General features: G+C 59.1%; 25 protein-coding genes and 1 tRNA gene. 14 read left to right on the top strand and 12 right to left on the bottom strand.

The window, feature by feature from the left end:
* Positions 1-25 precede the first annotated feature (25 nt).
* Positions 26-775, top strand: coding sequence for a hydroxyacylglutathione hydrolase (gene gloB / locus H0O22_RS01885; RefSeq protein ID WP_185187382.1), 750 nt, complete (start codon positions 26-28; stop codon positions 773-775).
* On the opposite strand, the gene H0O22_RS01880 is transcribed toward gloB, so the two are convergent.
* Positions 772-1,872, bottom strand: coding sequence for an ABC transporter ATP-binding protein (locus H0O22_RS01880; RefSeq protein ID WP_185187381.1), 1,101 nt, complete (start codon positions 1,870-1,872; stop codon positions 772-774). The genes gloB and H0O22_RS01880 overlap by 4 nt on opposite strands.
* 43 nt (positions 1,873-1,915) lie before the next feature.
* On the opposite strand from H0O22_RS01880, the gene H0O22_RS01875 reads away from it, so the two are divergent.
* Positions 1,916-2,314: a Rid family detoxifying hydrolase gene (locus H0O22_RS01875; RefSeq protein WP_185187380.1), complete on the top strand. Its 399-nt coding sequence runs from the start codon at positions 1,916-1,918 to the stop codon at positions 2,312-2,314.
* Here H0O22_RS01875 and H0O22_RS01870 read toward each other — a convergent pair.
* Positions 2,203-2,892: an alpha-ketoglutarate-dependent dioxygenase AlkB gene (locus H0O22_RS01870; RefSeq protein ID WP_185187379.1), complete on the bottom strand. Its 690-nt coding sequence runs from the start codon at positions 2,890-2,892 to the stop codon at positions 2,203-2,205. The two genes, H0O22_RS01875 and H0O22_RS01870, sit on opposite strands and share 112 nt — an antisense overlap.
* Positions 2,889-3,548 (bottom strand): M23 family metallopeptidase, encoded by a 660-nt coding sequence (locus tag H0O22_RS01865; RefSeq protein WP_255439408.1) that lies wholly within the window; start codon positions 3,546-3,548, stop codon positions 2,889-2,891. The genes H0O22_RS01870 and H0O22_RS01865 overlap by 4 nt, the downstream gene beginning before the upstream one ends.
* An 84-nt stretch (positions 3,549-3,632) precedes the next feature.
* On the opposite strand from H0O22_RS01865, the gene H0O22_RS01860 reads away from it, so the two are divergent.
* Both H0O22_RS01860 and H0O22_RS01855 read left to right on the top strand, forming a co-directional pair.
* Positions 3,633-3,706: transfer RNA gene (locus tag H0O22_RS01860), tRNA-Pro, on the top strand.
* A 702-nt stretch (positions 3,707-4,408) separates the two neighbouring features.
* Entirely contained in the window at positions 4,409-4,576 is a 168-nt protein-coding gene (locus tag H0O22_RS01855; protein WP_185187378.1) for a hypothetical protein, read from the top strand.
* Between the two features lie 3 nt (positions 4,577-4,579).
* Here the strand turns inward: H0O22_RS01855 and H0O22_RS01850 are convergent, their stop codons facing one another.
* Entirely contained in the window at positions 4,580-4,807 is a 228-nt protein-coding gene (locus H0O22_RS01850; RefSeq protein WP_185187377.1) for a hypothetical protein, read from the bottom strand.
* A gap of 516 nt (positions 4,808-5,323) precedes the next feature.
* Here H0O22_RS01850 and H0O22_RS01845 point away from each other — a divergent pair.
* From H0O22_RS01845 to H0O22_RS01835, 3 genes are all read left to right on the top strand, one after another.
* Positions 5,324-5,899: a hypothetical protein gene (locus H0O22_RS01845; RefSeq protein ID WP_185187376.1), complete on the top strand. Its 576-nt coding sequence runs from the start codon at positions 5,324-5,326 to the stop codon at positions 5,897-5,899.
* Positions 5,899-7,245, top strand: coding sequence for a virulence-associated E family protein (locus tag H0O22_RS01840; RefSeq protein ID WP_185187375.1), 1,347 nt, complete (start codon positions 5,899-5,901; stop codon positions 7,243-7,245). Before H0O22_RS01845 ends, H0O22_RS01840 begins: the two co-directional genes overlap by 1 nt.
* A 226-nt stretch (positions 7,246-7,471) precedes the next feature.
* On the top strand, positions 7,472-7,732 hold the full coding sequence (locus tag H0O22_RS01835) for a hypothetical protein (RefSeq protein WP_185187374.1): 261 nt from the start codon (positions 7,472-7,474) through the stop codon (positions 7,730-7,732).
* Between the two features lie 595 nt (positions 7,733-8,327).
* On the opposite strand, the gene H0O22_RS01830 is transcribed toward H0O22_RS01835, so the two are convergent.
* Entirely contained in the window at positions 8,328-8,465 is a 138-nt protein-coding gene (locus H0O22_RS01830) for a hypothetical protein (protein ID WP_185188468.1), read from the bottom strand.
* Positions 8,466-8,535: 70 nt separating this feature from the next.
* On the opposite strand from H0O22_RS01830, the gene H0O22_RS01825 reads away from it, so the two are divergent.
* The 3 genes from H0O22_RS01825 to H0O22_RS01815 all read left to right on the top strand — a co-directional run bounded on the left by H0O22_RS01825 (position 8,536) and on the right by H0O22_RS01815 (position 11,011).
* Entirely contained in the window at positions 8,536-8,835 is a 300-nt protein-coding gene (locus tag H0O22_RS01825) for a DUF411 domain-containing protein (RefSeq protein WP_255439407.1), read from the top strand.
* The gene (locus H0O22_RS01820; RefSeq protein ID WP_185187373.1) at positions 8,835-9,590 is read left to right on the top strand and encodes a MauE/DoxX family redox-associated membrane protein; all 756 of its coding nucleotides are present in this window, start codon (positions 8,835-8,837) and stop codon (positions 9,588-9,590) included. The genes H0O22_RS01825 and H0O22_RS01820 overlap by 1 nt, the downstream gene beginning before the upstream one ends.
* 119 nt (positions 9,591-9,709) lie before the next feature.
* Positions 9,710-11,011: a multicopper oxidase family protein gene (locus H0O22_RS01815; protein WP_255439406.1), complete on the top strand. Its 1,302-nt coding sequence runs from the start codon at positions 9,710-9,712 to the stop codon at positions 11,009-11,011.
* A gap of 24 nt (positions 11,012-11,035) precedes the next feature.
* Here the strand turns inward: H0O22_RS01815 and H0O22_RS01810 are convergent, their stop codons facing one another.
* Positions 11,036-11,416 (bottom strand): MerR family transcriptional regulator, encoded by a 381-nt coding sequence (locus H0O22_RS01810; protein ID WP_185187372.1) that lies wholly within the window; start codon positions 11,414-11,416, stop codon positions 11,036-11,038.
* A 58-nt stretch (positions 11,417-11,474) separates the two neighbouring features.
* Between H0O22_RS01810 and H0O22_RS01805 the strand changes: the two genes are divergently transcribed.
* Genes H0O22_RS01805 through H0O22_RS01795 form a run of 3 tightly spaced genes read left to right on the top strand, consistent with a single transcriptional unit; the run spans position 11,475 to position 12,711 of the window.
* Positions 11,475-12,197: a DUF305 domain-containing protein gene (locus H0O22_RS01805; protein WP_185187371.1), complete on the top strand. Its 723-nt coding sequence runs from the start codon at positions 11,475-11,477 to the stop codon at positions 12,195-12,197.
* A complete protein-coding gene (locus H0O22_RS01800; protein WP_255439405.1) occupies positions 12,194-12,445 on the top strand; it encodes a DUF3721 domain-containing protein in 252 nt (83 codons plus the stop codon). The genes H0O22_RS01805 and H0O22_RS01800 overlap by 4 nt, the downstream gene beginning before the upstream one ends.
* On the top strand, positions 12,442-12,711 hold the full coding sequence (locus tag H0O22_RS01795; RefSeq protein WP_185187370.1) for a hypothetical protein: 270 nt from the start codon (positions 12,442-12,444) through the stop codon (positions 12,709-12,711). The genes H0O22_RS01800 and H0O22_RS01795 overlap by 4 nt, the downstream gene beginning before the upstream one ends.
* Positions 12,712-12,746: 35 nt before the next feature.
* On the opposite strand, the gene H0O22_RS01790 is transcribed toward H0O22_RS01795, so the two are convergent.
* Together H0O22_RS01790 and H0O22_RS01785 are read right to left on the bottom strand one after the other, a co-directional pair.
* Entirely contained in the window at positions 12,747-13,214 is a 468-nt protein-coding gene (locus H0O22_RS01790; protein WP_255439404.1) for a DUF411 domain-containing protein, read from the bottom strand.
* 260 nt (positions 13,215-13,474) lie between these two features.
* Positions 13,475-14,893 (bottom strand): site-specific integrase, encoded by a 1,419-nt coding sequence (locus tag H0O22_RS01785; protein WP_185187368.1) that lies wholly within the window; start codon positions 14,891-14,893, stop codon positions 13,475-13,477.
* A gap of 391 nt (positions 14,894-15,284) precedes the next feature.
* Here H0O22_RS01785 and H0O22_RS01780 point away from each other — a divergent pair, with 391 nt between their 5' ends.
* A complete protein-coding gene (locus tag H0O22_RS01780) occupies positions 15,285-15,626 on the top strand; it encodes a hypothetical protein (RefSeq protein WP_185187367.1) in 342 nt (113 codons plus the stop codon).
* A 180-nt stretch (positions 15,627-15,806) separates the two neighbouring features.
* Here the strand turns inward: H0O22_RS01780 and H0O22_RS01775 are convergent, their stop codons facing one another.
* From H0O22_RS01775 to H0O22_RS01760, 4 genes are all read right to left on the bottom strand, one after another.
* Entirely contained in the window at positions 15,807-16,160 is a 354-nt protein-coding gene (locus H0O22_RS01775) for a hypothetical protein (protein ID WP_185187366.1), read from the bottom strand.
* A 386-nt stretch (positions 16,161-16,546) separates the two neighbouring features.
* Positions 16,547-16,678, bottom strand: a complete 132-nt coding sequence (locus H0O22_RS01770) for a DUF3721 domain-containing protein (RefSeq protein ID WP_185187365.1) — start codon at positions 16,676-16,678, stop codon at positions 16,547-16,549.
* Positions 16,679-17,744: 1,066 nt separating this feature from the next.
* Positions 17,745-18,623 (bottom strand): GNAT family N-acetyltransferase, encoded by an 879-nt coding sequence (locus tag H0O22_RS01765; RefSeq protein WP_185187364.1) that lies wholly within the window; start codon positions 18,621-18,623, stop codon positions 17,745-17,747.
* Between the two features lie 233 nt (positions 18,624-18,856).
* On the bottom strand, positions 18,857-19,189 hold the full coding sequence (locus H0O22_RS01760; protein WP_185187350.1) for a hypothetical protein: 333 nt from the start codon (positions 19,187-19,189) through the stop codon (positions 18,857-18,859).
* Between the last annotated feature and the right edge of the window lie 114 nt (positions 19,190-19,303).

Genomic DNA, 19,303 nt, shown 5'->3' with positions numbered 1-19,303 from the left:
GGCAGCCAGAACCGGGACTTTAACGATGCATGCCGCCACGACGGTCTCGCTGATCCCGGTCCTGAGCGACAACTACGTCTTTGTCTTGCACGGGGGCGGCAGCGGTGCCGCCGTGGTGGATCCGGCGGTGGCCGAGCCCGTGATCGCCTGGCTGGAGGAGCGGGGCCTAGAGCTCGAGGCGATCCTGCACACCCATCACCACAACGACCACATCGGTGGAACCCCGGGGTTGCTGCAGCGCTGGCCCCAGGCGGCGGTGATCGCCAGCGCCGCGGATCGCGAGCGGATCCCACTGCAAACCCAGGGCGTCCAGGGGGGCGATCGCTTGACCCTGCTGGGGCGGCACCTGCGGGTGGTCGAGGTGCCCGGGCACACGCGCCACCACATTGCCTATGTGCTGGAACCCCAGGCCGAGGAGGCCGCCGAGCTGTTCTGCGGCGACACCCTCTTTGCCGGCGGCTGCGGACGTCTCTTTGAGGGCACGCCCGAGCAGATGTTGAGCTCGCTGCAGAGCCTGAGCGCCCTGGGGACGAGCACCCGGGTGTGGTGCGCCCATGAGTACACCGAGGGGAATCTGCGCTGGGCCGCCGAGCGCGAACCGGGCAACAGCGCCATCGCTGAGCGTCTCGCGGCGGTCCAGCAGCAGCGGCGAGAAGGCCAACCGACTATCCCCAGCAGCATTGGTGTGGAGCTGGCCACCAATCTGTTTGTGCGGGCTCAAGACGCCGCTGCCCTGCGGCAGCTGCGGGGGCACAAAGATCTCTGGCGGGGCTAGCGGGCGATCAGGGCCGCACCACTGGGGTAGAGCCGAGCCGACTCGCCCGAGCGCAGACGCAGCTGACAGCGCTGGCCGCGGGAGTAATCGAGATCCAGGGGCAGGCGCAGGCGAAGACGCAGCTCGCCCAGCTGCACCTGGTAGAGCCACTCGCGACCGAGGTATTCCCGGCCCACCACCCAGGCCTCCGCGTCGTCATCCGGGACCAGTTCGATGGCCTGCTGGCTGACCAGCACCTCGGAGCCGCTGAGAGACCCCGCCGCCGCGGGATCCACGGGATCAAGACCACCCAGGGGCGTCTCGCAGCAGCCGGCCTGCACCTGAGCCGGGAGCAGATTGCCCTGGAGGACAAAGCGCCCAACGAAGGAGGTCGCCGGAGCGTTGACGAGCTCCCGGGGGCTGGCGCATTGGTGCAGGTGACCGGACTCGAGCACGGCCACCCGATCGCAGATCGCCATCGCTTCCTCGGGGTCATGTGTGACGATCACCCCGCTGGCGCCGCAACGGGCGAGGACGCCGGGGAGCTCAGCGCGCAGGCGCAGGCGCACCTCGACGTCCAGGTTGGAGAAGGGCTCATCCAGCAGCACCAGGGAGCAGCCCGGGGCCAGGGCGCGGGCCAGGGCCAGCCGTTGGCGTTGACCGCCGGAGAGTTCGTGGGGATAACGGCGCTCGAGGCCCTTCAGGCCGAGCAGCTCCAGCAGCCAGGCCGCACGGCTGGTGTCCTGGCCGCGCTTGAGGCCAAAGCAGGCGTTGCGCCAGGCATCGAGGTGGGGGAAGAGGGCGTAGTCCTGAAAGACCATGCCCACCCCGCGGCGCTCGGGCGGCAGCCAGCGCCCTTGGCCCGCCACGGGCCGGCCGCCAATCGAAACGGAACCGCGCTCGGGCTTCTCGAAGCCAGCGATCAAGCGCAGCAGGGTGGTCTTGCCACAGCCCGAGGGGCCAAGCAGCCCCACCAACTCGCCGGGCTGGAGCTGGAAATCGATATCCCGCAGCGTCCAGTCCCCGCTGGAGGCGGGACCGGTGTAGCGATGCCAGAGGCCACTGAGCTCCACCTGCGGCTCCTGGGGGAGATCAGGGGTGGGCATCTCAGCGGGCATTCAGCAGGTTCGCCATAGGCTCGGCGCCACATCCTCTCGTGCAATGACCCTTCCAGCGATTGAGGCGGTAACAACCGCGGCGGCTCCAGCACCGGTGGGCCCCTACAACCAGGCCGTCAAGGCGGGCGGGGTGCTCTATTGCTCGGGCCAGATCGCCCTGGATCCCGCGACCGGTGCCATGATCGGCGGCGGCGATGTGGAAGCGGAGACCCGGCAGGTGCTCAGCAACCTCAAGGCCGTGCTCCAGGAAGCCGGCTGCACCCCGCAACAGGTGGTGCGCACCACGGTCTTCCTGGCCGATCTGGGGGACTTCGCCAAGGTGAACGCGCTCTATGCCGAGGTCTTCGGCGAGGGGGTGTCTCCGGCTCGAGCCTGCGTCGAGGTGGCCGCACTGCCGAAGGCCGCTCGGGTGGAGATCGACTGCATCGCGGTGCTGGGCTGAATCCGGCGAAAGGTGAGGTTGATCCGCTCGGTCTTGACCCGTGCACGCGCCGGCAGGGCGTGCTGCCAGTGGGTCTGGGTGGGCGGATCCATCACCAAGAGATCACCGTCATCGAGGCAGACCGCAAAGGGCGCCTCGCCTCCAGCGCGGGGCCGAAAACGCAGGTCCCGGGGGACGCCGATGCTCAGGGAGACGATGGGGGCCTCGTTGTCGAGTTCCGGTTCGTCATCGGCATGCCAGCCCATGCGATCGGCTCCGGTGCGGTAGCGATTGAGCAGCAGGCTGTTGAAGCGCATCCCCAGCTGCTCCTCCAAGAGCTCCCGCAGGACCTGCACCGAAGGAGTCCAGGGGGTGATCGGCTGCACCTGACCGCTGTATCGATAACTGCAGCCGGGGTCGGCCATCCAGCAAGTCAGACGCGGCGTGGGGTGCTGCTTGCCGTAGACGCGGACCAGGGGCTGCTCCCACGGCACCTCCTGCAGCAGGCGCTGACGCAACCCTTCGGTGCTAACCCAATGGGATTGGAGCCAGGCCGGGCCATGGCGGAGCCTGAGGCCCGGGCGCTCAATCGTGATCAAGGCTGGAGGCGGGCTTCGGCCAAGGGGGGCGGTGCAATGGGCAGAAGGCGGGTGGCCTGATCGAGCACCGGGGTGGTGTCGAGGGCCAGCATCTGCTCACCCTGACGTTGGCGCAGCTCGACGTGGAGGTGCGGGCCACTGGCCCGGCCGCTTTGGCCGACCAAGCCCAGGGTTGAGGCCGCCGTCAGAAAGTCACCGGGGCGAACGTTGGTCTGTTGCAGGTGGGCATAGAGGCTCTGCCAACCGCGGCCATGGTCGAGCACCACGGTCAGGCCATAGCCATCGATCGGTTCCGCCAGCACGACGCGGCCCGGGAGCATGGCCAGTACGGGCGTTCCGGCGGGGGCGACAAGATCCTGGCCGGCGTGCATGCGCCAAGCGCGGCGGGAACTGGAGTAACGCCAGCCGTAGGGATCCACTTCGCTGGCCTTGACCGCGAGGGGATAGACCACGCTGATCGGCTGACCGGGGCGCAGGGGCCAGGCCAGGGAATCGGGCATCGCGGCGGTGATGCCCAGCTCTGGGGTCAGGTCCGCGACGGGGGTGTCGGCCGGAATCTGCAGGGGCTTCTCGGGCAGGCCAGCGGCACGCAGGGGCACAACGTAGCCGGCTAGAGCGGCGGCAAGAGCAAGAGCGCGAACCAGGCCGGATCCCATGGAGGGCAAAAGACTGCGGGCCCGTTGTACCGACGCCGACGGCGCCTGCCAGCCCTCCGGATCGACCGGTAAGCTCCAGACATACGGGGCGTGGCGCAGCTTGGTAGCGCGGGTGCTTTGGGAGCACTAGGTCGCAGGTTCGAATCCTGTCGCCCCGACTGAGATCTCGCGAATCGGGCATCCCCAGTTTGCGAAGAATCTGCGAAAAAGCCACCGGGTTGAGCGACCTATTTCGCAAACCCTCTGGCGTTTTGCGAAAAATGCGCGCTGGTCCCGTCTGTTCGCGAATGTTTGCGGCCACTCAGAACGGTGCATAGCCTTCCGGAGCGACAAGGGATCGAGCCCGTCTCCTGTGCCTGTCCGTCCCCCGCCGCGAAGGCGGATCAGCGGTCAAGCCCAAAGGGAGCCAGGCCCCCGAGCTAACCCTCCCGGAATTGCTCCGACAGGAGCCACCTCGAGCTAACGCCGTGTGATCCGGAGGCAGTGAGTCCCCACTCATCCACTGGCCGCAATGGCGGCGGTGGGGCTTGCTTTCACTTCAATGAACAACCAAGAGGAATGGGTCCCCGCTGACCTTGCGGCGAAGTCCACAGGCATCGGCCTGAGCACTCTCCGCGCACTGCAAAGCGCCAGAGAACTCGAACCAGGAGTCCACTGGATCTACCAAACAGGGAAACCGCAGAGCCCTGTCCTGTGGAACGCGCCTGCCATTCGGGCATGGCAGATCGAAAGCACTCGCCGGATCGTGGCGAGCCAAGACCTTCAGCGGACCAAGGCGACCGCAGGGAAGGCTGATCGAATCGAGATCTTCGACCAATCAGTCATGCCAAGGACCCATACCCCTACGGAGGCATAGGGAAATGGGAAGAACACTCCTTAAGTACGAGCACCTGCCCGCCGCCCTCAACTGGGAACGCACCCGCGCCCATTGGTGGGCCCAGCAGGGCTACGTCCGCTATGCCAACGACTGCCACCACAGGGCTGAAGCACTCGAGCGCCGCCTCTTTGAAGGGCCGGAGGTGGAGTGAGCGTCAGACCTCTAAGCGGTGGGCCGCGGCAGTCTCCAGATCAAGCGCCTCGACCAGCAGGTACGGCATCAGACGCGCTACGGAGGCGTATGCCAGCCCAATGGCCTCTGGGGTCAGCTTGCCCTCTTCGGGGTGGCTCTGATCCAGGGAGAGACAGAGATCCAGTGCCGCCAAGTTCATCGCGGCGAACTGGGCTTGCTCTCTTAGGGCTGACTCGAACTGAGTGGACATTTGGAGGAGGTTGTGGACGGGGTGACTCACCGCCACCTTCAAAGACTAAGAACCCTCCCGAGTCGCACTTTCACCCCCTTGGGGTTGACCCCGATTGGTGGATTAGTGCGCCTGTTCCACTCTCTAAACCCGCCAGACTTAAGAGATCCCTCGCCAACAACAAGGCACAAAAAAGTCGCCTACGGCCTTCCCTCCGCAGACGACTTGGGCTAACAAACCTGAACTCATTGTAATGCAATCAAACTCGCGCCCGGCCGCCCAGGGCACCTCGCGTCACCTTGCACATGCCAAGGCAAGACTCGGACTAAACAAGGCACACCAGCACCTCTCGCCGGTCCCGAAAACAATCTGGGATGTCCCTATCCCTACTCCACCTGACTGGGACTTCCTCGACGAAGAAGAGAAAGAGACTTACAGAACCGCTGCTCTGATCTACGCAATCCGCGAGTCAGCGGACCAGCGCGATCAATCAATCGCGGCATATCTCAACGACCGCATGCACAGGGAGGCTGCCTGATGCACCGCTCTGGTCCCAAGTCCCCCTGCCCGGCATGCGGCAGGACGAAGGACACCGACTGCGCATGGGCGCATGACATCATCTTCTGCCACCAAGGCTCAACGAACGGAGTCGGCAATCTCAAGATCGGCGATGTAATCAAAGCCGACGGCACTGAGTGGGCACTCACCAGCCGCAAGGGCGGGTTCGATGGTGCTGCTGCAGTCTTCCGACCTCACAGGCCCAGGCCACGGTTCCAAGCCTCCACGCACCCCAGGGAAGCTGTCCGCAAGCAAGCCGATGTCGCTGCTGCACGCGTAGCCCTGTCCGGTTTCTACGACGCCTTCCAGCGCGCTTGGGACGTACCCGACTTCCACTCACTCACCCCAGATCAACTGAGGGAGGCCACCACCCTGATCACTGCCGCCCATGAGCGGGGAGTCCTGCTTGGCGGCATGGTCCAGCAGCTCTGGCGTGAAGCGCCCGAGATGGCAGAGCGTCACCGTGATCGCTTTGAGGGGTACCGCCGCTCAATCCAGGCGCAGCTCAATGACCTGCAGCACTTCCGCTCCTACTACCTCGGGGAGGTCATCTAATGGACAACCTCGAGCACGAGTTTGAAGACATCAAGCAGTGGCAGCTGATCCGTCAAGACCGGCATGCCCCGCGACCGCTGCGCGCACTCCCCAACCTGACCCCTGCCGAGCTGCAGTCAGCTGAATCGGTTGATGACCTGCTGGGCCCGGTCAAGGACGGCAAGCTCCGGCGCCCCCGCGTGGATCAAGTCCGGAAGGTGGCTGAGCTCACCCTCCCGCTGAAGTACAACCTGCTGACTCAGCGGATTGAAAACGACGGGAAGCCGATCGACGGGGACTTCCTTGGAACCCTCTACCTCCAACTAGCTGAGCAGTTCCAAATCGAAGTCGCCAAGGAGAGGGCTATAGACGCCGCCACCTTGGTCGCTCGCCAGCACTCCTTCCATCCCGTCCGTGACTACCTCGGATCTCTCACCACTCAGCTCGAGCCCCAGCAATGGGACGCGCTCGCCTACGAGCTCTTCGGGCTCTCTGATCCGATGGCACACCTGCACCTGCAGCGCCAACTGATCGGACTGGTGGCAAGAGCCATGCAACCCGGCTGCAAGCTCGACACCGCGCTGGTCATCCACAGCCCACAGCAGGGCATCGGCAAGTCGACCCTCTGGGCAATCCTTGGCGGCCAGTGGTTCAGCGATTCACTCGGTGACCTGCGCAACCTCAAGGACGACGTCCTCCAACTCCACTCCGCTTGGATTCATGAGTGGGGTGAGATCGACGCAGTCGTTGGCAAGCGCGAGTCGGAGACCCTCAAGAAGTTCCTCTCCACAACCCGCGATGACGTCCGCAAGCCCTACGGCCGCGGCGTTGAGACCCTGCTGCGCTCATGCGGGATTGTCGGCACCACCAACCGCTCGGACTTCATCAAGGACCCAACCGGCAACCGCCGTTTCCCTGTGATCAGCGTGGATCAGGTGAACACGCAATGGGCCAAAGATCACCGCGATGAGATCTGGGGGTCAGCCCTTGCTGCTTACAGAGCAGGCACCCCATGGCACTACCAGGCAGAGGAGAACGAGCAGATCAGCAAGGCAGCGCTCAGCTACGCCGCCGATGACCCGCTGCGCGATCAGATCGAGACGTGGATGGAGGACAACCCTGAAGTCGATTCGCTGGCAATGCCGGTACTCATCTACCAACTGCAGCCGGACAGGTTGCGCGACCCTGAGTTCTCTCGTCAGGTGGCACTGCGTCTCGGTCAGCTCGGCTGGACCAAATCACAAGAACGCCGGCGCGGGTATCTGCCCAACGGAGACCGCCATGACAAGGCAACTGTCTGGCACCGCCCCTCTTCTGCCCCAGCAGCGCCCCAGCCCTCTGCCCAGCAGGCTGTATCTGACTTCTAACCCCTTAGGGGCAGTAGGGGCAGTAGATAGAGAGGATCTCTAGAAAGAGGGGATATAGGGGCAACATCCGGGGGGAAACATAGGAACACCTCCGCCCCAGCGCCCCAGTGCCCCACCCCTGCAATAGTGAAAACAGTGGCCACTCATTTGAGTTGGCAGACTGATAGCGATGGCACGAGTCACAGCTGAGGAGAGTGATCGCCGAGTCGACGAGCTCGCGAAGCTCTTGATCGGCGGTGCCAGAACGTCTGAGCTCCTGCGATTCTGCGCGGAAAACTACGGGGTCCAGAAGCGTCAGGCTGAGGCCTATGTCGCCAAGGCCAGAGAGCAGTTGAAGGCCGATATGTCGATCAACCGCCAGGACTTCATTGCTAGCAAGCTGGCTTTGCTGGATGAGGTACAGGCCAAGGCACTCCGCAGCAACCAGATGGGCAGCGTGATCGGGAGTATCCGCTTGCAGGCTGAACTGGTGCAAATTCTGGGGTAACCACCAGCTAATCAAACGGAGATAACGATTCGCATTCAATGCAATAACGATTACGACCCGAGAAAACTACGCGCCCCAATAGGCTGCCGGGTGCAAAATGGCGGAAGTCGACCACTGACCGTGCGTGGACTCCTGCTGGCCGCGGCCTGCAAAGCCTTGGAGGGTGCCATGAACATCGAGGCGACGGCTCTTGGGGTCGCAGGGCTGCTTGAAGATTTTTCGAACTAACGAAGACTTTTGACGGGAAGATGGAGTAAAGACAGCATGAGAGCTTCTTGAAGCTGGTCCCCGTCAACGCCATCTGGCTCCAGAAAACCTCCGGCGTTCAGCTCTAAGGTCTTCCGAGCGATGGATTGATGAGGCTGGCCTAGATGCTGCCTTTGGTGCCGCCAACGCCAAGTTCACCGCATCGCTGGCCAAGCGTCAGCAGGAGATGCAGCAACAGCAATAGTCAGCGGCAAACTCAGCGCGACACTGGCCAAGGGTCAGAAACAGCTGCAATCAATCAACGCTGCAAAGCTCTAACTAAAGCCTCATCGGTTAAGGCGACAAGGGAGTCGCCCTCTCGGGATTGACTCTCCAGTAACTGGAGAGTTTATTTTTGAAAAAAATGCACTTCTGTTTTGCTTGCTTCGAGTGTTTTTGCTTTGGTCGCCGTTACTAGCGGCATCATTGGCTCCCTCCCCGCGCGATCCGCCCCAACATCAGGACTAAGCACACCGATCGTGGTCACTAGCTATCGATCCTCTGCTTGTGGATGCTGCAAAGGCTGGCTTGACCACCTCAGAAAAGCCGGCTTCACGGTGAAGGACTACGTGACGGACAACATCGGGAGCGTCAAACAGCGCTACGGAGTGCCAGATCAGATGCAGTCCTGTCATACCGCCCGGATTGGTGGGTACACCGTTGAGGGGCACATTCCCGTGTCAGCAATTCAGCGGCTACTGAAAGAACGTCCGAAGGTCGCCGGAATCGCTGTTCCCGGCATGCCGCTTGGTTCGCCCGGTATGGAGTCACCTTTAAAAAAGGAGAGCTACACGGTGTTCACGTTCACTGCATCCGGACGAACCCAACCCTTCCAGGCGGTGAAGGGTGAAGGGTGATGGCTGAGCCGGCACTCAGCTCTGTACGCCTCTACCGGATGGAGACGCCTGAGCACGCCTGTCCATGGGGACGTCGCGCACTTGCGCTCCTGCGCGCCGAGGGGATTCCGTTTGAGGACCGTCCTCTGCGCAGCCAGGCGGAGGTAGAGGCTTTTAAGCATGCTCACGGTGTGACTACTACGCCGCAGGTGTTCGCCGGTGTGGAGCGGATTGGCGGTTACAGCGAGTTGGCGAAACGGCTTGGTGTTGCCGCCGAGACAGCAGAGGTGTCCTACGCACCGGTGATCGCTGTGTTCCTCAGTGCTGTGTTGATCAACCTTGCACTGGGAGGCGGAATTCGCAGCTTCATGGGCCTGGCGATCTGCCTGTTGGCGATGCTCAAACTGATGGATATTGCGGCATTTGCTGCAAGCTTCCGCAAATACGACCTGCTCACAAAGCGTTGGCGCGTCTGGGGAAAGCTGTATCCCGGCGTAGAACTCTTGGTGGGTCTTGGGATGCTGCGACACGCGGAGGCTATGGGGCTGAACGCCTTGGTTGGAGTGACAGCACTGGTTCTCGGCGTGATGGGCATGGTGTCCGTCGGAAAAGCCGTGTTCGTGGATCACCTGGCTCTGAACTGTGCCTGTGTAGGCGGCAACTCACGCACACCGCTGGGCGTAGTGAGCTTCGCTGAAAATCTGATCATGGGGCTGATGGGGCTGGCCATGTTGATCCCGTCAGGGATGGCTCAGGCTTCTGGAGGCGCGTTGTGATCAGCCGGCGCTCCTTTCTCGCTCTGGCAGCCGGTGGCGCTGCGGCGGCGTCAGCCGGGGGACTACGCCATGCGTGGTCTGCACGTCCACAGCGGGGTATCAACCCGGCAGCAACGTCGGTGGTGCGCTCCAAAGCAGGCCTGCTGAAGCTGGACCTAGTGGCTCAGGAAATGCCCATCAGCATCCCGGGCACATCAAGGCGGGCACTTACCTACAACGGATTACTCCCAGGTCCCCAGCTTGAGCTGGAACCTGGTGATCTAGTTCAGCTCGAGCTGCATAACCGCCTGAAGAATCCGACGAATCTGCACTTCCACGGCCTGCACATTCCTCCCAACGGAACCGCTGACAATGTGTTTTTAAGGGTGACTCCTGGCCAGAAGCAGAGCTACAGCTTCACATTGCCGGACAATCACCCAGCAGGTCTTTTCTATTACCACCCCCATCACCATGGGACTGTCGCTGATCAGGTTTTTGGCGGTTTAGGTGGCGCGTTGCTGGTGAGAGGTGAGCTTGATCGCATCCCTGAAGTGCAGGCGGCGCAGGAAGAAGTGCTGGTGCTTAAGGATCTTCTTGCCGCCAACGAGGGTTCCGGTTCCGGTGTGATGCTTGGCCGAGAAGGCTCGATTCTGAGCGTGAACGGCCAGGTGAACCCCGAGCTGCAGGTTGCTGCCGGAGGTCTGCTGCGGCTGCGCCTCCTTAACGCCTCCAATGCCCGCTTCTGGCGATTAGCGCTAGAAGGTCACACCATGCATCTGATCGCCACCGATGGTGGTGCCCTCGAACAACCGGTGCCGCTGCAGGAGTTATTGCTAGTGCCTGGTGAACGTACCGATGTGTTGGTACAGGTGGCTCCCGAGGGCGGTCGGTTTCGCTTGCACAACCTCCCCTACAGGCGTCTAGGCCGACCAGGGATGGGGATGCACAGGCCGGTGACTGACCAGCACCAAGCTGACGTCGTCGCAACTGTCAGCACCAACGGTGCTGTAACGCCGCAGCCCTTACCCCAGCGTCTCTTACGAGTGGAGGAGCTCTCGAGCCCGGTACGTACCCGCAGATTTGTGATGAATCACGGAATGGTGCCAAGCATGGGCATGGCCTTTCTGATCAACGGAGAGAGATACAGCCATGCTCGTATCGACACTCGCGTTCGATTGGGAGAAACAGAAGACTGGGAGCTGGTGAACACAGGCGTGATGGATCACCCCTTCCATCTGCATGTGAATCCGATGCAGGTGATCAGTCGTAATGGCAGGCCTGAGCCATACAGGGCCTGGCGCGATGTAGTGCTCGTTCGATCTGGAGAAACTGTACGAGTGCGCACCCGCTTCAACGACTTTGCAGGAAAAAGTGTTTATCACTGCCACGTTTTTGATCACGAAGATCTCGGCATGATGGGAAATATTTTGATTGAAGCCTGAACACTTTGATACTCGTACAACTGATCAAGCCCCGCCACAGGGCTCCCAGCTTTTCAACATCATTTTGATCTCAGCCTCCAGCGCCTTCAATTCATCCACGCGCTCATGAATCTCGCTTAGTTTTTCGCGCATCGTGGCCTTGAGATCACTGCAGGTACAGATTCCAGATCGCTGTGCCTGAATTACTTGTTTCACCAAATCAAGAGGCAAGTCCATGGCCCGCAAACGAAGGATTAGACCAAGATCGGCAAAGACAGACTCGTCAAACAATCTATATCTGGAATCGGTTCGTGATACTGGTACCAATAAACCTTCATCACAATAAAAACGAATCGTTTTCACCGAAATGTTGCTTCTTGCAGAGACGGCTCCAATCTTGAGTAGATCGCCAGGCGCTTTGAGCATGAAGGGTTGACTCTCCCCCTACTGGAGACTCAACAATAGCGACGTGATTGATCTTTCCATGCGTCGGATCGCTTTTGCTCTGGCCGCCATCTCGGCACTGCCCCCTCAAGTCGCATTGGCCCAAATGGATCATCACCATGGCCATCACGGCCATGGAATGCATCACCCAGCACCTGCAAAAACGAAAGAGGCTGCACCCGACCATTCCGGCAACCATCAGCACCATGCCCATGGCATGGGCCCCGCAGGCAGCACTTACGACCTGCGCTTCATCGACGGAATGGTGGAGCACCACACGGGTGCATTGCGGATGAGTGAATACGTCTTCAACATCGGCGCCCCTGGAGTGGGGGCGTTGGCAAACAGCATCTGGAACGAGCAGGCCCGTGAGATCAAGGCGATGCGCCAATGGCGCAAAGCCTGGTATCCGGATGCACCGGTTTATCCCGTGGCATTGCGCCCTAACGGGGACCCCAATTCCATGGCAGATCTGGTGCGCATGAGTCCTGATGTGATTGCCGCGATGCGCATGTCGGGAACGAAGCCAACGCGCGACAACAGGGTGCAGTGGTTCTTAGAGGGAATGATTGAGCACCATGGAGGCGCCCTTCAGATGGCCCATGAGGCTCGGCAAAACTCCACCAACCCCACCGTCCTTCGCCTGGCGCGCGAGATCATCGTCGCCCAGCGCAAAGAGATCATCGAACTCCGCAAGATGCTGCAAAGCGGAGGACTGAATAAACCTGCTTACTACAAATTTGACGACCTCTTTGCCCTATGAGAGCCAACGTCTTCAATGCCTCCATCAAAAGGATGATCGGTTGGGGCTCAATCCCGTATGCCGTCATTGCTGCCTTTGCTGTGTACCCGGTGGCAAGCCATGGTCACGGCAAAGGCATCTACCAATCCAAAGCTGAAGCAGAGCAACGTGCCGTTGAGCTTGGTTGCAAGTCGGTGCATCAGAACAACGGGAAGTGGATGCCCTGCGTGGATGAGCGTGAACTCCACCGCCAACTGCGCAAGCAATGAGCCAACGACAACTTTCAAGGCGAGCACGCAAGGTTCATCGTTGGCTGGTTCCAATAGCCGCTCTGCCTTTGCTGATCACCGCCGGCACGGGATCTCTCTACAGCTTGCTCTTAGAGCAAGGCATTGATGCCTTTTGGCTGCTCAAGATCCACACCGGAAATTTCGGTGTTCTGAACCTTCAGCCCGTCTATCCAATGCTCTTGGGTGGGCTCACCGTCATCGTGACCATCTCAGGTGCGGCAATGCTCTTGAAGCCATCGCGATGACACCTCGTTCTCTGTAGCGGTCTCCCTGAAACCGCTCAGTAGCGCGCAAAGACGGAGGTTGTTCCGTCATGGGCAATAGCGAGCACCTCGAAACGTTCAGCCTCAACGCCTGCCACTTCCATCCCAGGGGAACCCATTGGCATCCCTGGAACTGCCAGGCCACGGATATTGGGCCGTTCCGACAAAACACGGTGGATCGCAGAAGCAGGCACATGCCCTTCGATCACGTATCCCTCCACCACAGCGGTGTGACAAGAAGCCTGTTGCGGACTGACACCACGCGCCTTCTTCACGGCATCCATGTCCTCGGTGACATGGTCCTCAATGCGATATCCCGCTGAAGCGATGTGGGATACCCATGACGTACAGCAACCGCAACTCGCCGATCGATACACCGTTATCTGTGGCCAGGTCGCACCACTGGTGACGGGCATCGCGGCATCATCTCCCACATCACCGTGCGCTTGAACCGGCTGAATCGCCGAAAGCAGCGAGACGACCACGAAGGCTCCAACCAAGCTCTGTCGCAAGGCAGCTGAACACAGGTGCCCAAAACGCGAAGCCTTCATGGATTTCTTTAGGAGACAAATGAGATCAAGCTCCGCATTATCGCGAGTTGAGCTTTGTCCAGACCAGTTCCAGGCTCTTGCTGGCATCGATGCGCAGACATCACGAATCGTGCTGGAGACAGCCCTTGAGCCCATCAGTCCCCTTATTTGGTGCTTATCCAGTTAGCGCTTGAAAACACAGCAGCCGAAAAAAATCAGACGGCCATGACCGCGCCTTCGTTCGCTTTGGCATAGGCCTTGGCAGTCCCACTTGGCTGGAACCGGGCGTAGTTCCGATCGTGAACGTCAACGGTATGACCGCACATCTCACTGATCTGGATGCGATCAAAGCCAGCGGCATAGCTCTCCTTCACGAAGCGATGGCGGAAGGAGTAGGCCGTACAGGTCTCGCCTAAGAGCGCGCCTTCTGCCACTAGCTGTTTCCACACAGGCCGCCGACTCAGATACGTCTTCAGCCGATCAGCAGCGACCGACTCGACAGGCTCTCCTTTCTTGTCAGTCATGGGTTTGCCAAGTCCAGTCGGGCCAAGGGACGGGAGTTTCTCGCCGAGCTGGAAGCGACCCAAGAGGTTCCAGTCCAGTGGGGTCCCGTCCAAATCACGAACGAAGAGAGGAGCGAGTCGCCTTTCCTTCGTCCTTTTGCCGTGGATGCCCCCTTTGGATTTGCGGTACATCGACCACAGCTCAGGTCCCTCTGGTCCCTGCTTGACCGTCAACCAATTCAGGTCCTCTGGCCGCAGCCCGTAGACGGCAGCCAACTGAATGGCGAACTTCCAGCGCTTTGCTGCCTCCACATCGCGCAAGCTGTGACCACTGTTCCCGGTGACCTCGGTCTGGATTGAATCGAGCAACCTGAGAATCTGAGCGTCAGAGAGGGGATAGCCGGTCTTCTTGTCGGGAGCCTTGATCGTGAGGGGAGTGCCGGGGAGATAGCGCGGCTTGAGCGCTCCTCTCTTGACCGCCCATTCCAGGAAGTAACGAAGCGAGCGCTGCTGACGCTTGAGCGCCTGAGAGGTTCCACTCCACTGAGCGAGAGCCGCCTCACACAACCTCTCGCCATCAGGGGGCGGGTTCTTGCTCGCGAGCAGACGAAGCGCGTTGTTGATTGACGGGCGGTGGTCCTTGTCGAATGTCGCGTCAGAGGTGTTCGGCTTTGTCCTTCGCCATGTCTCGACCAGCTCTTGCAGGTCAATGTCTTGCTCGCTGCTAGCCGTGTTGGTGAGGTTTGCTGCCTCAGCCAAGGAAGCGGCTCCAGCGGCGAAGCGCTTAAAGATCTCTTGAATACGGGGGAGAGCTCGATCGGCGCCCTCTTGGTTCCACTTGAGGTCCAGGGTCAAGCCCTTCTCTCCTCGAACGTCCAGGCGGATGCGACCGGATGACTCGCGGACATACCAGCCAGCTCCGCACGTCCGTTTGATTGCCCTACGGAACGCGGCCTCGAAATCAGATTCAGACATGAATGGGCGTGACTCAGCCTCCGCGCTCCCCATTCGCGGTTTTTCGCAAAAAGGGCCACTGGGTCGGAAGCGTACCGGATTTTGCGAAAAATTTGCGAAGACTGCCCGGAACGCCTTGGAATCTGCTGGAGTCTCTTCTCTCTTATCCCTTGCCATCACTGCAGTCTGGGACAGGGTTTTACTGGAGTCTCAGACCTTCACGCTGTCGCTTTGGGAGCACTAGGTCGCAGGTTCGAATCCTGTCGCCCCGATTGATTTCTCAGCTATTACGCCTTTTTAGCGTGGGCAAACGCCCTAAAAAGCAAGCAGTTGGATCGGCAACAACACCTCATGCGCCGTTGAACACTTCAAGGGCCGTGGACACACTGAACTAGTGCGTCCCACGAATCTGGTCGGTCCTTACCGCCAGGCTCGTCCTAGTGGATGCGCCACCCCGTTGCACTGACGGCGGCACCAAGGCCACAACCACCAAGGACACGGTTCCGGCGGATGCCTAAGCCTGATTCCTACCGTCCAAGGGCGATAATCACACAGTTGCAACCGCTCGATGGCCTCTAAGTTTTTCCACGTACACCATGAATTCCGAGCAGGAAAAGCTCATTCATGGTGGGAGAAAGCACAAGCGGCTATGGCTCCCGGCGGTGGCTGGGACGCTGCCGTAGCAATGAACTTGGAGGCCGGCTTCTATAACCACTCCTTCTGTCCAGTTGGCCCCGAGGGGCCTGCCTTTTGTATCTGGGAAGTAAGGGACGGCATTTCTGCTGAAGAATTTCAAGAGTTTATTGATGGACCAAATGGCGTGAACTTTGGGTTGAACGCTTGGATGAACATCTGCCGCGAGATTGACGTGGAGATGGCCGGTCAGACCCCATACCCCAGAAAGTTCTAACCATGAACTTTGCGGGCCTGACGGCCCTTTTTGGCTGCCCCTTGCATTGACGGCAACACCAAGGCCATAACCGCTGAGGACACGGTCCGAGAGAACCCCGTGATCCGAGACGGGGGAGTGCCAAGCTCCCCCACCTCAACACTCCCCGCTACTGAGCAGTGGGTCGGGGAATTGACATGGCTACACAGCACGCCTTGCCTTCTGCATTGCCTCCTCCAACAGCAGCCACTCCGCTGCCGTATGACGCGTCTTCCAACCGTATTCCTCGCATAGCGCGTTGCAGTAGTCCCCAATCCTGAGGATCGTCTCTAGGTCAATGCGGCTAAGCCTTTCCTTAGCGACCACGTTCCGGTCACTCCAATTCACCACCTGAGCGACACGCTCCCGTAGTCCGTTCATCTCTAGCTGCCGATGCCCCCTCTCATTCAGTGAAATGAAGTCATCCAGGTAGCCGTCATCCATCAAATTCTGAAGGCTTGAGCGACTCCGATATCCGAGTTCTCGTGCTGCCGCTGCAATGCTCTCAATGGCCACTATTCGCTAAATCTCAGCGCCTAAACCAGCCTAAGGAATTTTGCGCTGACGCTAGATGAACCGTGCGCCTTCGGATCACCCTCATGCATCAAGGTTAGAAGGACCCATCTCAAACCGTCTTCGCCTACTCAGAACTTTTTAAGTTCTTCGTTTAGGCAAGATTAGTGACACACCAGAGACAATCAAGGCAATTGTTAATAAGCCAAGAATCACTGAGTAGTAGGGCTGCAAGTTAATTGGTCCGAATCGACCGGTATGCAGCTTTAGCAGCCAGAAGGCATCGATTCCTTGGTCAAGCAGGCCGCTGTAGACAGAGCCTGAAAGAGAAGTAACAAGGAGTGGTACCGCTGCCACAGGCACGATCACTCGATGGACACGTCGAAGATTCACTGTTTTCGCAATGCTTGGTGGAGCGAGGCCTCATCAAGGCATGGCATCCATTTCCATTCGTTCATATGGGTGCCTTCGCATCCAAGCTCTTGAGCTCTTTTGGCAGCCTCCGCTTGTGATGGATACATGCCCTTTGGGTGCGACCACAACTGTAAAGGCAGCAAGCTGACTCCGATCCCGATGAGTAGGCGAAGCAAGGCCTTTAAGCGGCTGCAGCCAGAATGCCCATGGTCGATGCAAAAGAGCAAGAAAAAGGCGACGTGAAGGCCACCTCATCCACTGAAAACCCAGTCCCAGACAAGTAAGTCAGGCGATCGCGTCCTGCATTGCAGCGAAGCTTTCAGCGTGCCTGAAGGGGGAACGCTCATCTGAGCCTCTGAGCGGCCTCCCACTCCAGGCACGCTGTCCTGACTATCGGAGGTCTGGCCATAAAAGGCAATGCGCATAAAGCCTGATTGCCGTCTGTTCGAATCAGGTCGATGGTGGGTTCATCGATCTCGGAGGCGTTTTGGACGACACTCCACCTCAGAAGCATCAGTGAGCTAGCTGACTGCAGACCCCTGCTCCACAGTTCTTTCTCATCCACCACGGGCACGTCCTAAATCTCGGTTCTGCCGGGGGACACTCCATCCGCACCCAGTGAGGTGCCCTAAGGAGTAAGAAGGCCCGCCAACTGGAAGCTCGGCCCCAGGCGTCGAGATCAGAAGCTCCATCCATCTCTTTCGTCCATCAAGCAGTGGGTGCATCCCATGCATGAACGACCTAGGTAGGCCGTCTCTTCCACCGGGGAGGGGCGGCCTTCGTCTTCCATGGACCACATCATCAACAGAGCATGAATTCACTAGTAGAGAAGGCGACCTTGTTCGCATTAGAAATTGGAAGAGTTGAAAGCAGAGAGTCTGTAAGTACTGAGCAGAGTTCCCTTGGTGTTGGATCAGTCTTTCTCAGAAGTGCAGACGGATCACTGCTTGCGACTATCTCCACAAGGGCCATAGATGCGTGGGAGGAAGAGCAACGGGCTGCTGAAGAAGAAACGGACCAGAATAAAACAAACTGATCAATGCAAAGTCAGCAGACATTCCTACAGGATACGCTCTCACTTTCCGTCAATTAGAACCCGAGAATAGCTCGTGCTGCGGCAGCAGTTAATGCTCCCGACGAACCATCGAATTGCTGTTTTTTGGATTTCAAGTCTCAACCAAGTTCCAAGCAGGCCAATCCGTAGACCTCATCAATGCTGCCTGAAGGTGGAAAGCCTTTATACATCCGAATAGTCTTTCCAATAGGCGAAAATCCTGACTCTTCGAGTATCTGGTCTGCTTGTTGATTTAGTCCAGGCGAGTCAATCCATATCACACCCTCATGCTTCGCTATTAAGCCGGACAAGAGATGTGATGCGCCCTCAGGAGTATCTGCCATGAGTGGTCCAATTCTCCAGCCCTCTCCTTTGCGTAGAAGACTTGGCCTTATTCGGCCGAAACCATGGCATTTGCCAGCCTGATCGGCCAGCGCGAAGACAGATCCGGCTTTATGTGTTAGCCAAAGATGGAGAAAATGCGGCCTAGGACTAGGCTCGCGATGAACGTCATACATTTGCACCTCAGCTTCCGAGATCCCACTGCCCGGAACCAGATTGAAGCCCTTAAGGCTCGTTCTTGGTTTCCTGGTTGAACCATCGCTAATCAGCTGCCATCTAGTCGTAGTGGAGGACGGCTGAAATCCGTGCCTCTGGTAGACAGCTCTCATGCTTTCAGCTGCCTCCAGGCCAATACACGGAAGACCAGACAAATGATCAATTGCTTTATTCCATAGTGCCCTCCCATAACCCTGCCCCCGCCACTTCTCTGCAACAAGGTAGAGACCAACAAAGCCGTACTCTTCGTTGTACCTAATTGCTGAGATACAGCCTACAGGGCTACTCCCAATCCATCCCATCCACATTCCCTGTCTGTCTGTATTCCTGTAGATCTCAAAATCACCCCTGCCAGGAGCAAATCCTTCGTTGCGGGCCCATCCGATTATTATTGGTATATCGGATCTTTGCAAGGCTTTGATCCGCAAGAATGACTCCATGCACAGACTCCGTGGGTGAAATTAATTGCCGCAACCTGAGTGACCCGGCAACGGGTTGTGCGCACAAAAGTGAGCATCGCGTCAGCACAAGAATCAAGTCAGCCTTTGCAATCCCTCGGATTTCCGAGGTTTGACCACCTTCACAGTAAGCAGACGGTCAAGAAAAGACCGCCGTGACTCAACTCCGCTGTTTCCTCGTGCTCAACTGCTGCCGCACTTCTCGTTGATAACTACTATTGAGCCAAAGAGGTCTTTGGTTCTCTGTAGCTGCCGTTGCAGTGGACAACAATCTCATCTAGCAGGTATTTGGGGTTTTCCTCGATATGAGCTTTTATACAGTGGTTGAAGTACTTAGCCTCTTCCTCAATAGCGGACATCTTTTGATTGACCTGAATGGCATTCACCATTCCGATTGCAAGAAAAATGGTGCCAGCTGTCGCTAGCACAGGGTAAAGATGGGCGTTGATGAGATCACGTGCGTTGCTCATGGCTTCTTGGGAGGCTTGATCTTTTTCTAGCCAGCTTCGGGAGATCGAACAATCTGCTTCTGCAGGTAGGTCGTTCATGAAAAAACCGCGGTGGCTTCTCCGCGGTTTGGGGTTCCTACCCGGGCGTCTTCCTCCCGAATAGGGGCATGGTGCCGAGGCTGGCAGACAAAGCAATCAGTACTACTGCTCATA

The organism is Synechococcus sp. LTW-R (assembly GCF_014217875.1).
Classification (GTDB): domain Bacteria; phylum Cyanobacteriota; class Cyanobacteriia; order PCC-6307; family Cyanobiaceae; genus Vulcanococcus.
Note: the sequence above shows the minus strand (reverse complement) of the source record. Positions and strands in the feature narration are given on the sequence as shown.

Bases quoted from the DNA above. Each gene is read 5' to 3' on its own strand.
- gloB (WP_185187382.1), top strand. From the start codon at position 26: ATGCATGCCGCCACGACGGTCTCGCTGATCCCGGTCCTGAGCGACAAC.
- H0O22_RS01880 (WP_185187381.1), bottom strand. From the start codon at position 1,872: ATGCCCGCTGAGATGCCCACCCCTGATCTCCCCCAGGAGCCGCAGGTG.
- H0O22_RS01875 (WP_185187380.1), top strand. From the start codon at position 1,916: ATGACCCTTCCAGCGATTGAGGCGGTAACAACCGCGGCGGCTCCAGCA.
- H0O22_RS01865 (WP_255439408.1), bottom strand. From the start codon at position 3,548: ATGGGATCCGGCCTGGTTCGCGCTCTTGCTCTTGCCGCCGCTCTAGCC.
- H0O22_RS01855 (WP_185187378.1), top strand. From the start codon at position 4,409: ATGGGAAGAACACTCCTTAAGTACGAGCACCTGCCCGCCGCCCTCAAC.
- H0O22_RS01850 (WP_185187377.1), bottom strand. From the start codon at position 4,807: ATGTCCACTCAGTTCGAGTCAGCCCTAAGAGAGCAAGCCCAGTTCGCC.
- H0O22_RS01845 (WP_185187376.1), top strand. From the start codon at position 5,324: ATGCACCGCTCTGGTCCCAAGTCCCCCTGCCCGGCATGCGGCAGGACG.
- H0O22_RS01840 (WP_185187375.1), top strand. From the start codon at position 5,899: ATGGACAACCTCGAGCACGAGTTTGAAGACATCAAGCAGTGGCAGCTG.
- H0O22_RS01820 (WP_185187373.1), top strand. From the start codon at position 8,835: ATGGCTGAGCCGGCACTCAGCTCTGTACGCCTCTACCGGATGGAGACG.
- H0O22_RS01810 (WP_185187372.1), bottom strand. From the start codon at position 11,416: ATGCTCAAAGCGCCTGGCGATCTACTCAAGATTGGAGCCGTCTCTGCA.
- H0O22_RS01805 (WP_185187371.1), top strand. From the start codon at position 11,475: ATGCGTCGGATCGCTTTTGCTCTGGCCGCCATCTCGGCACTGCCCCCT.
- H0O22_RS01800 (WP_255439405.1), top strand. From the start codon at position 12,194: ATGAGAGCCAACGTCTTCAATGCCTCCATCAAAAGGATGATCGGTTGG.
- H0O22_RS01795 (WP_185187370.1), top strand. From the start codon at position 12,442: ATGAGCCAACGACAACTTTCAAGGCGAGCACGCAAGGTTCATCGTTGG.
- H0O22_RS01785 (WP_185187368.1), bottom strand. From the start codon at position 14,893: ATGGCAAGGGATAAGAGAGAAGAGACTCCAGCAGATTCCAAGGCGTTC.
- H0O22_RS01780 (WP_185187367.1), top strand. From the start codon at position 15,285: ATGGCCTCTAAGTTTTTCCACGTACACCATGAATTCCGAGCAGGAAAA.
- H0O22_RS01770 (WP_185187365.1), bottom strand. From the start codon at position 16,678: ATGTATCCATCACAAGCGGAGGCTGCCAAAAGAGCTCAAGAGCTTGGA.
- H0O22_RS01765 (WP_185187364.1), bottom strand. From the start codon at position 18,623: ATGGAGTCATTCTTGCGGATCAAAGCCTTGCAAAGATCCGATATACCA.
- H0O22_RS01760 (WP_185187350.1), bottom strand. From the start codon at position 19,189: ATGAACGACCTACCTGCAGAAGCAGATTGTTCGATCTCCCGAAGCTGG.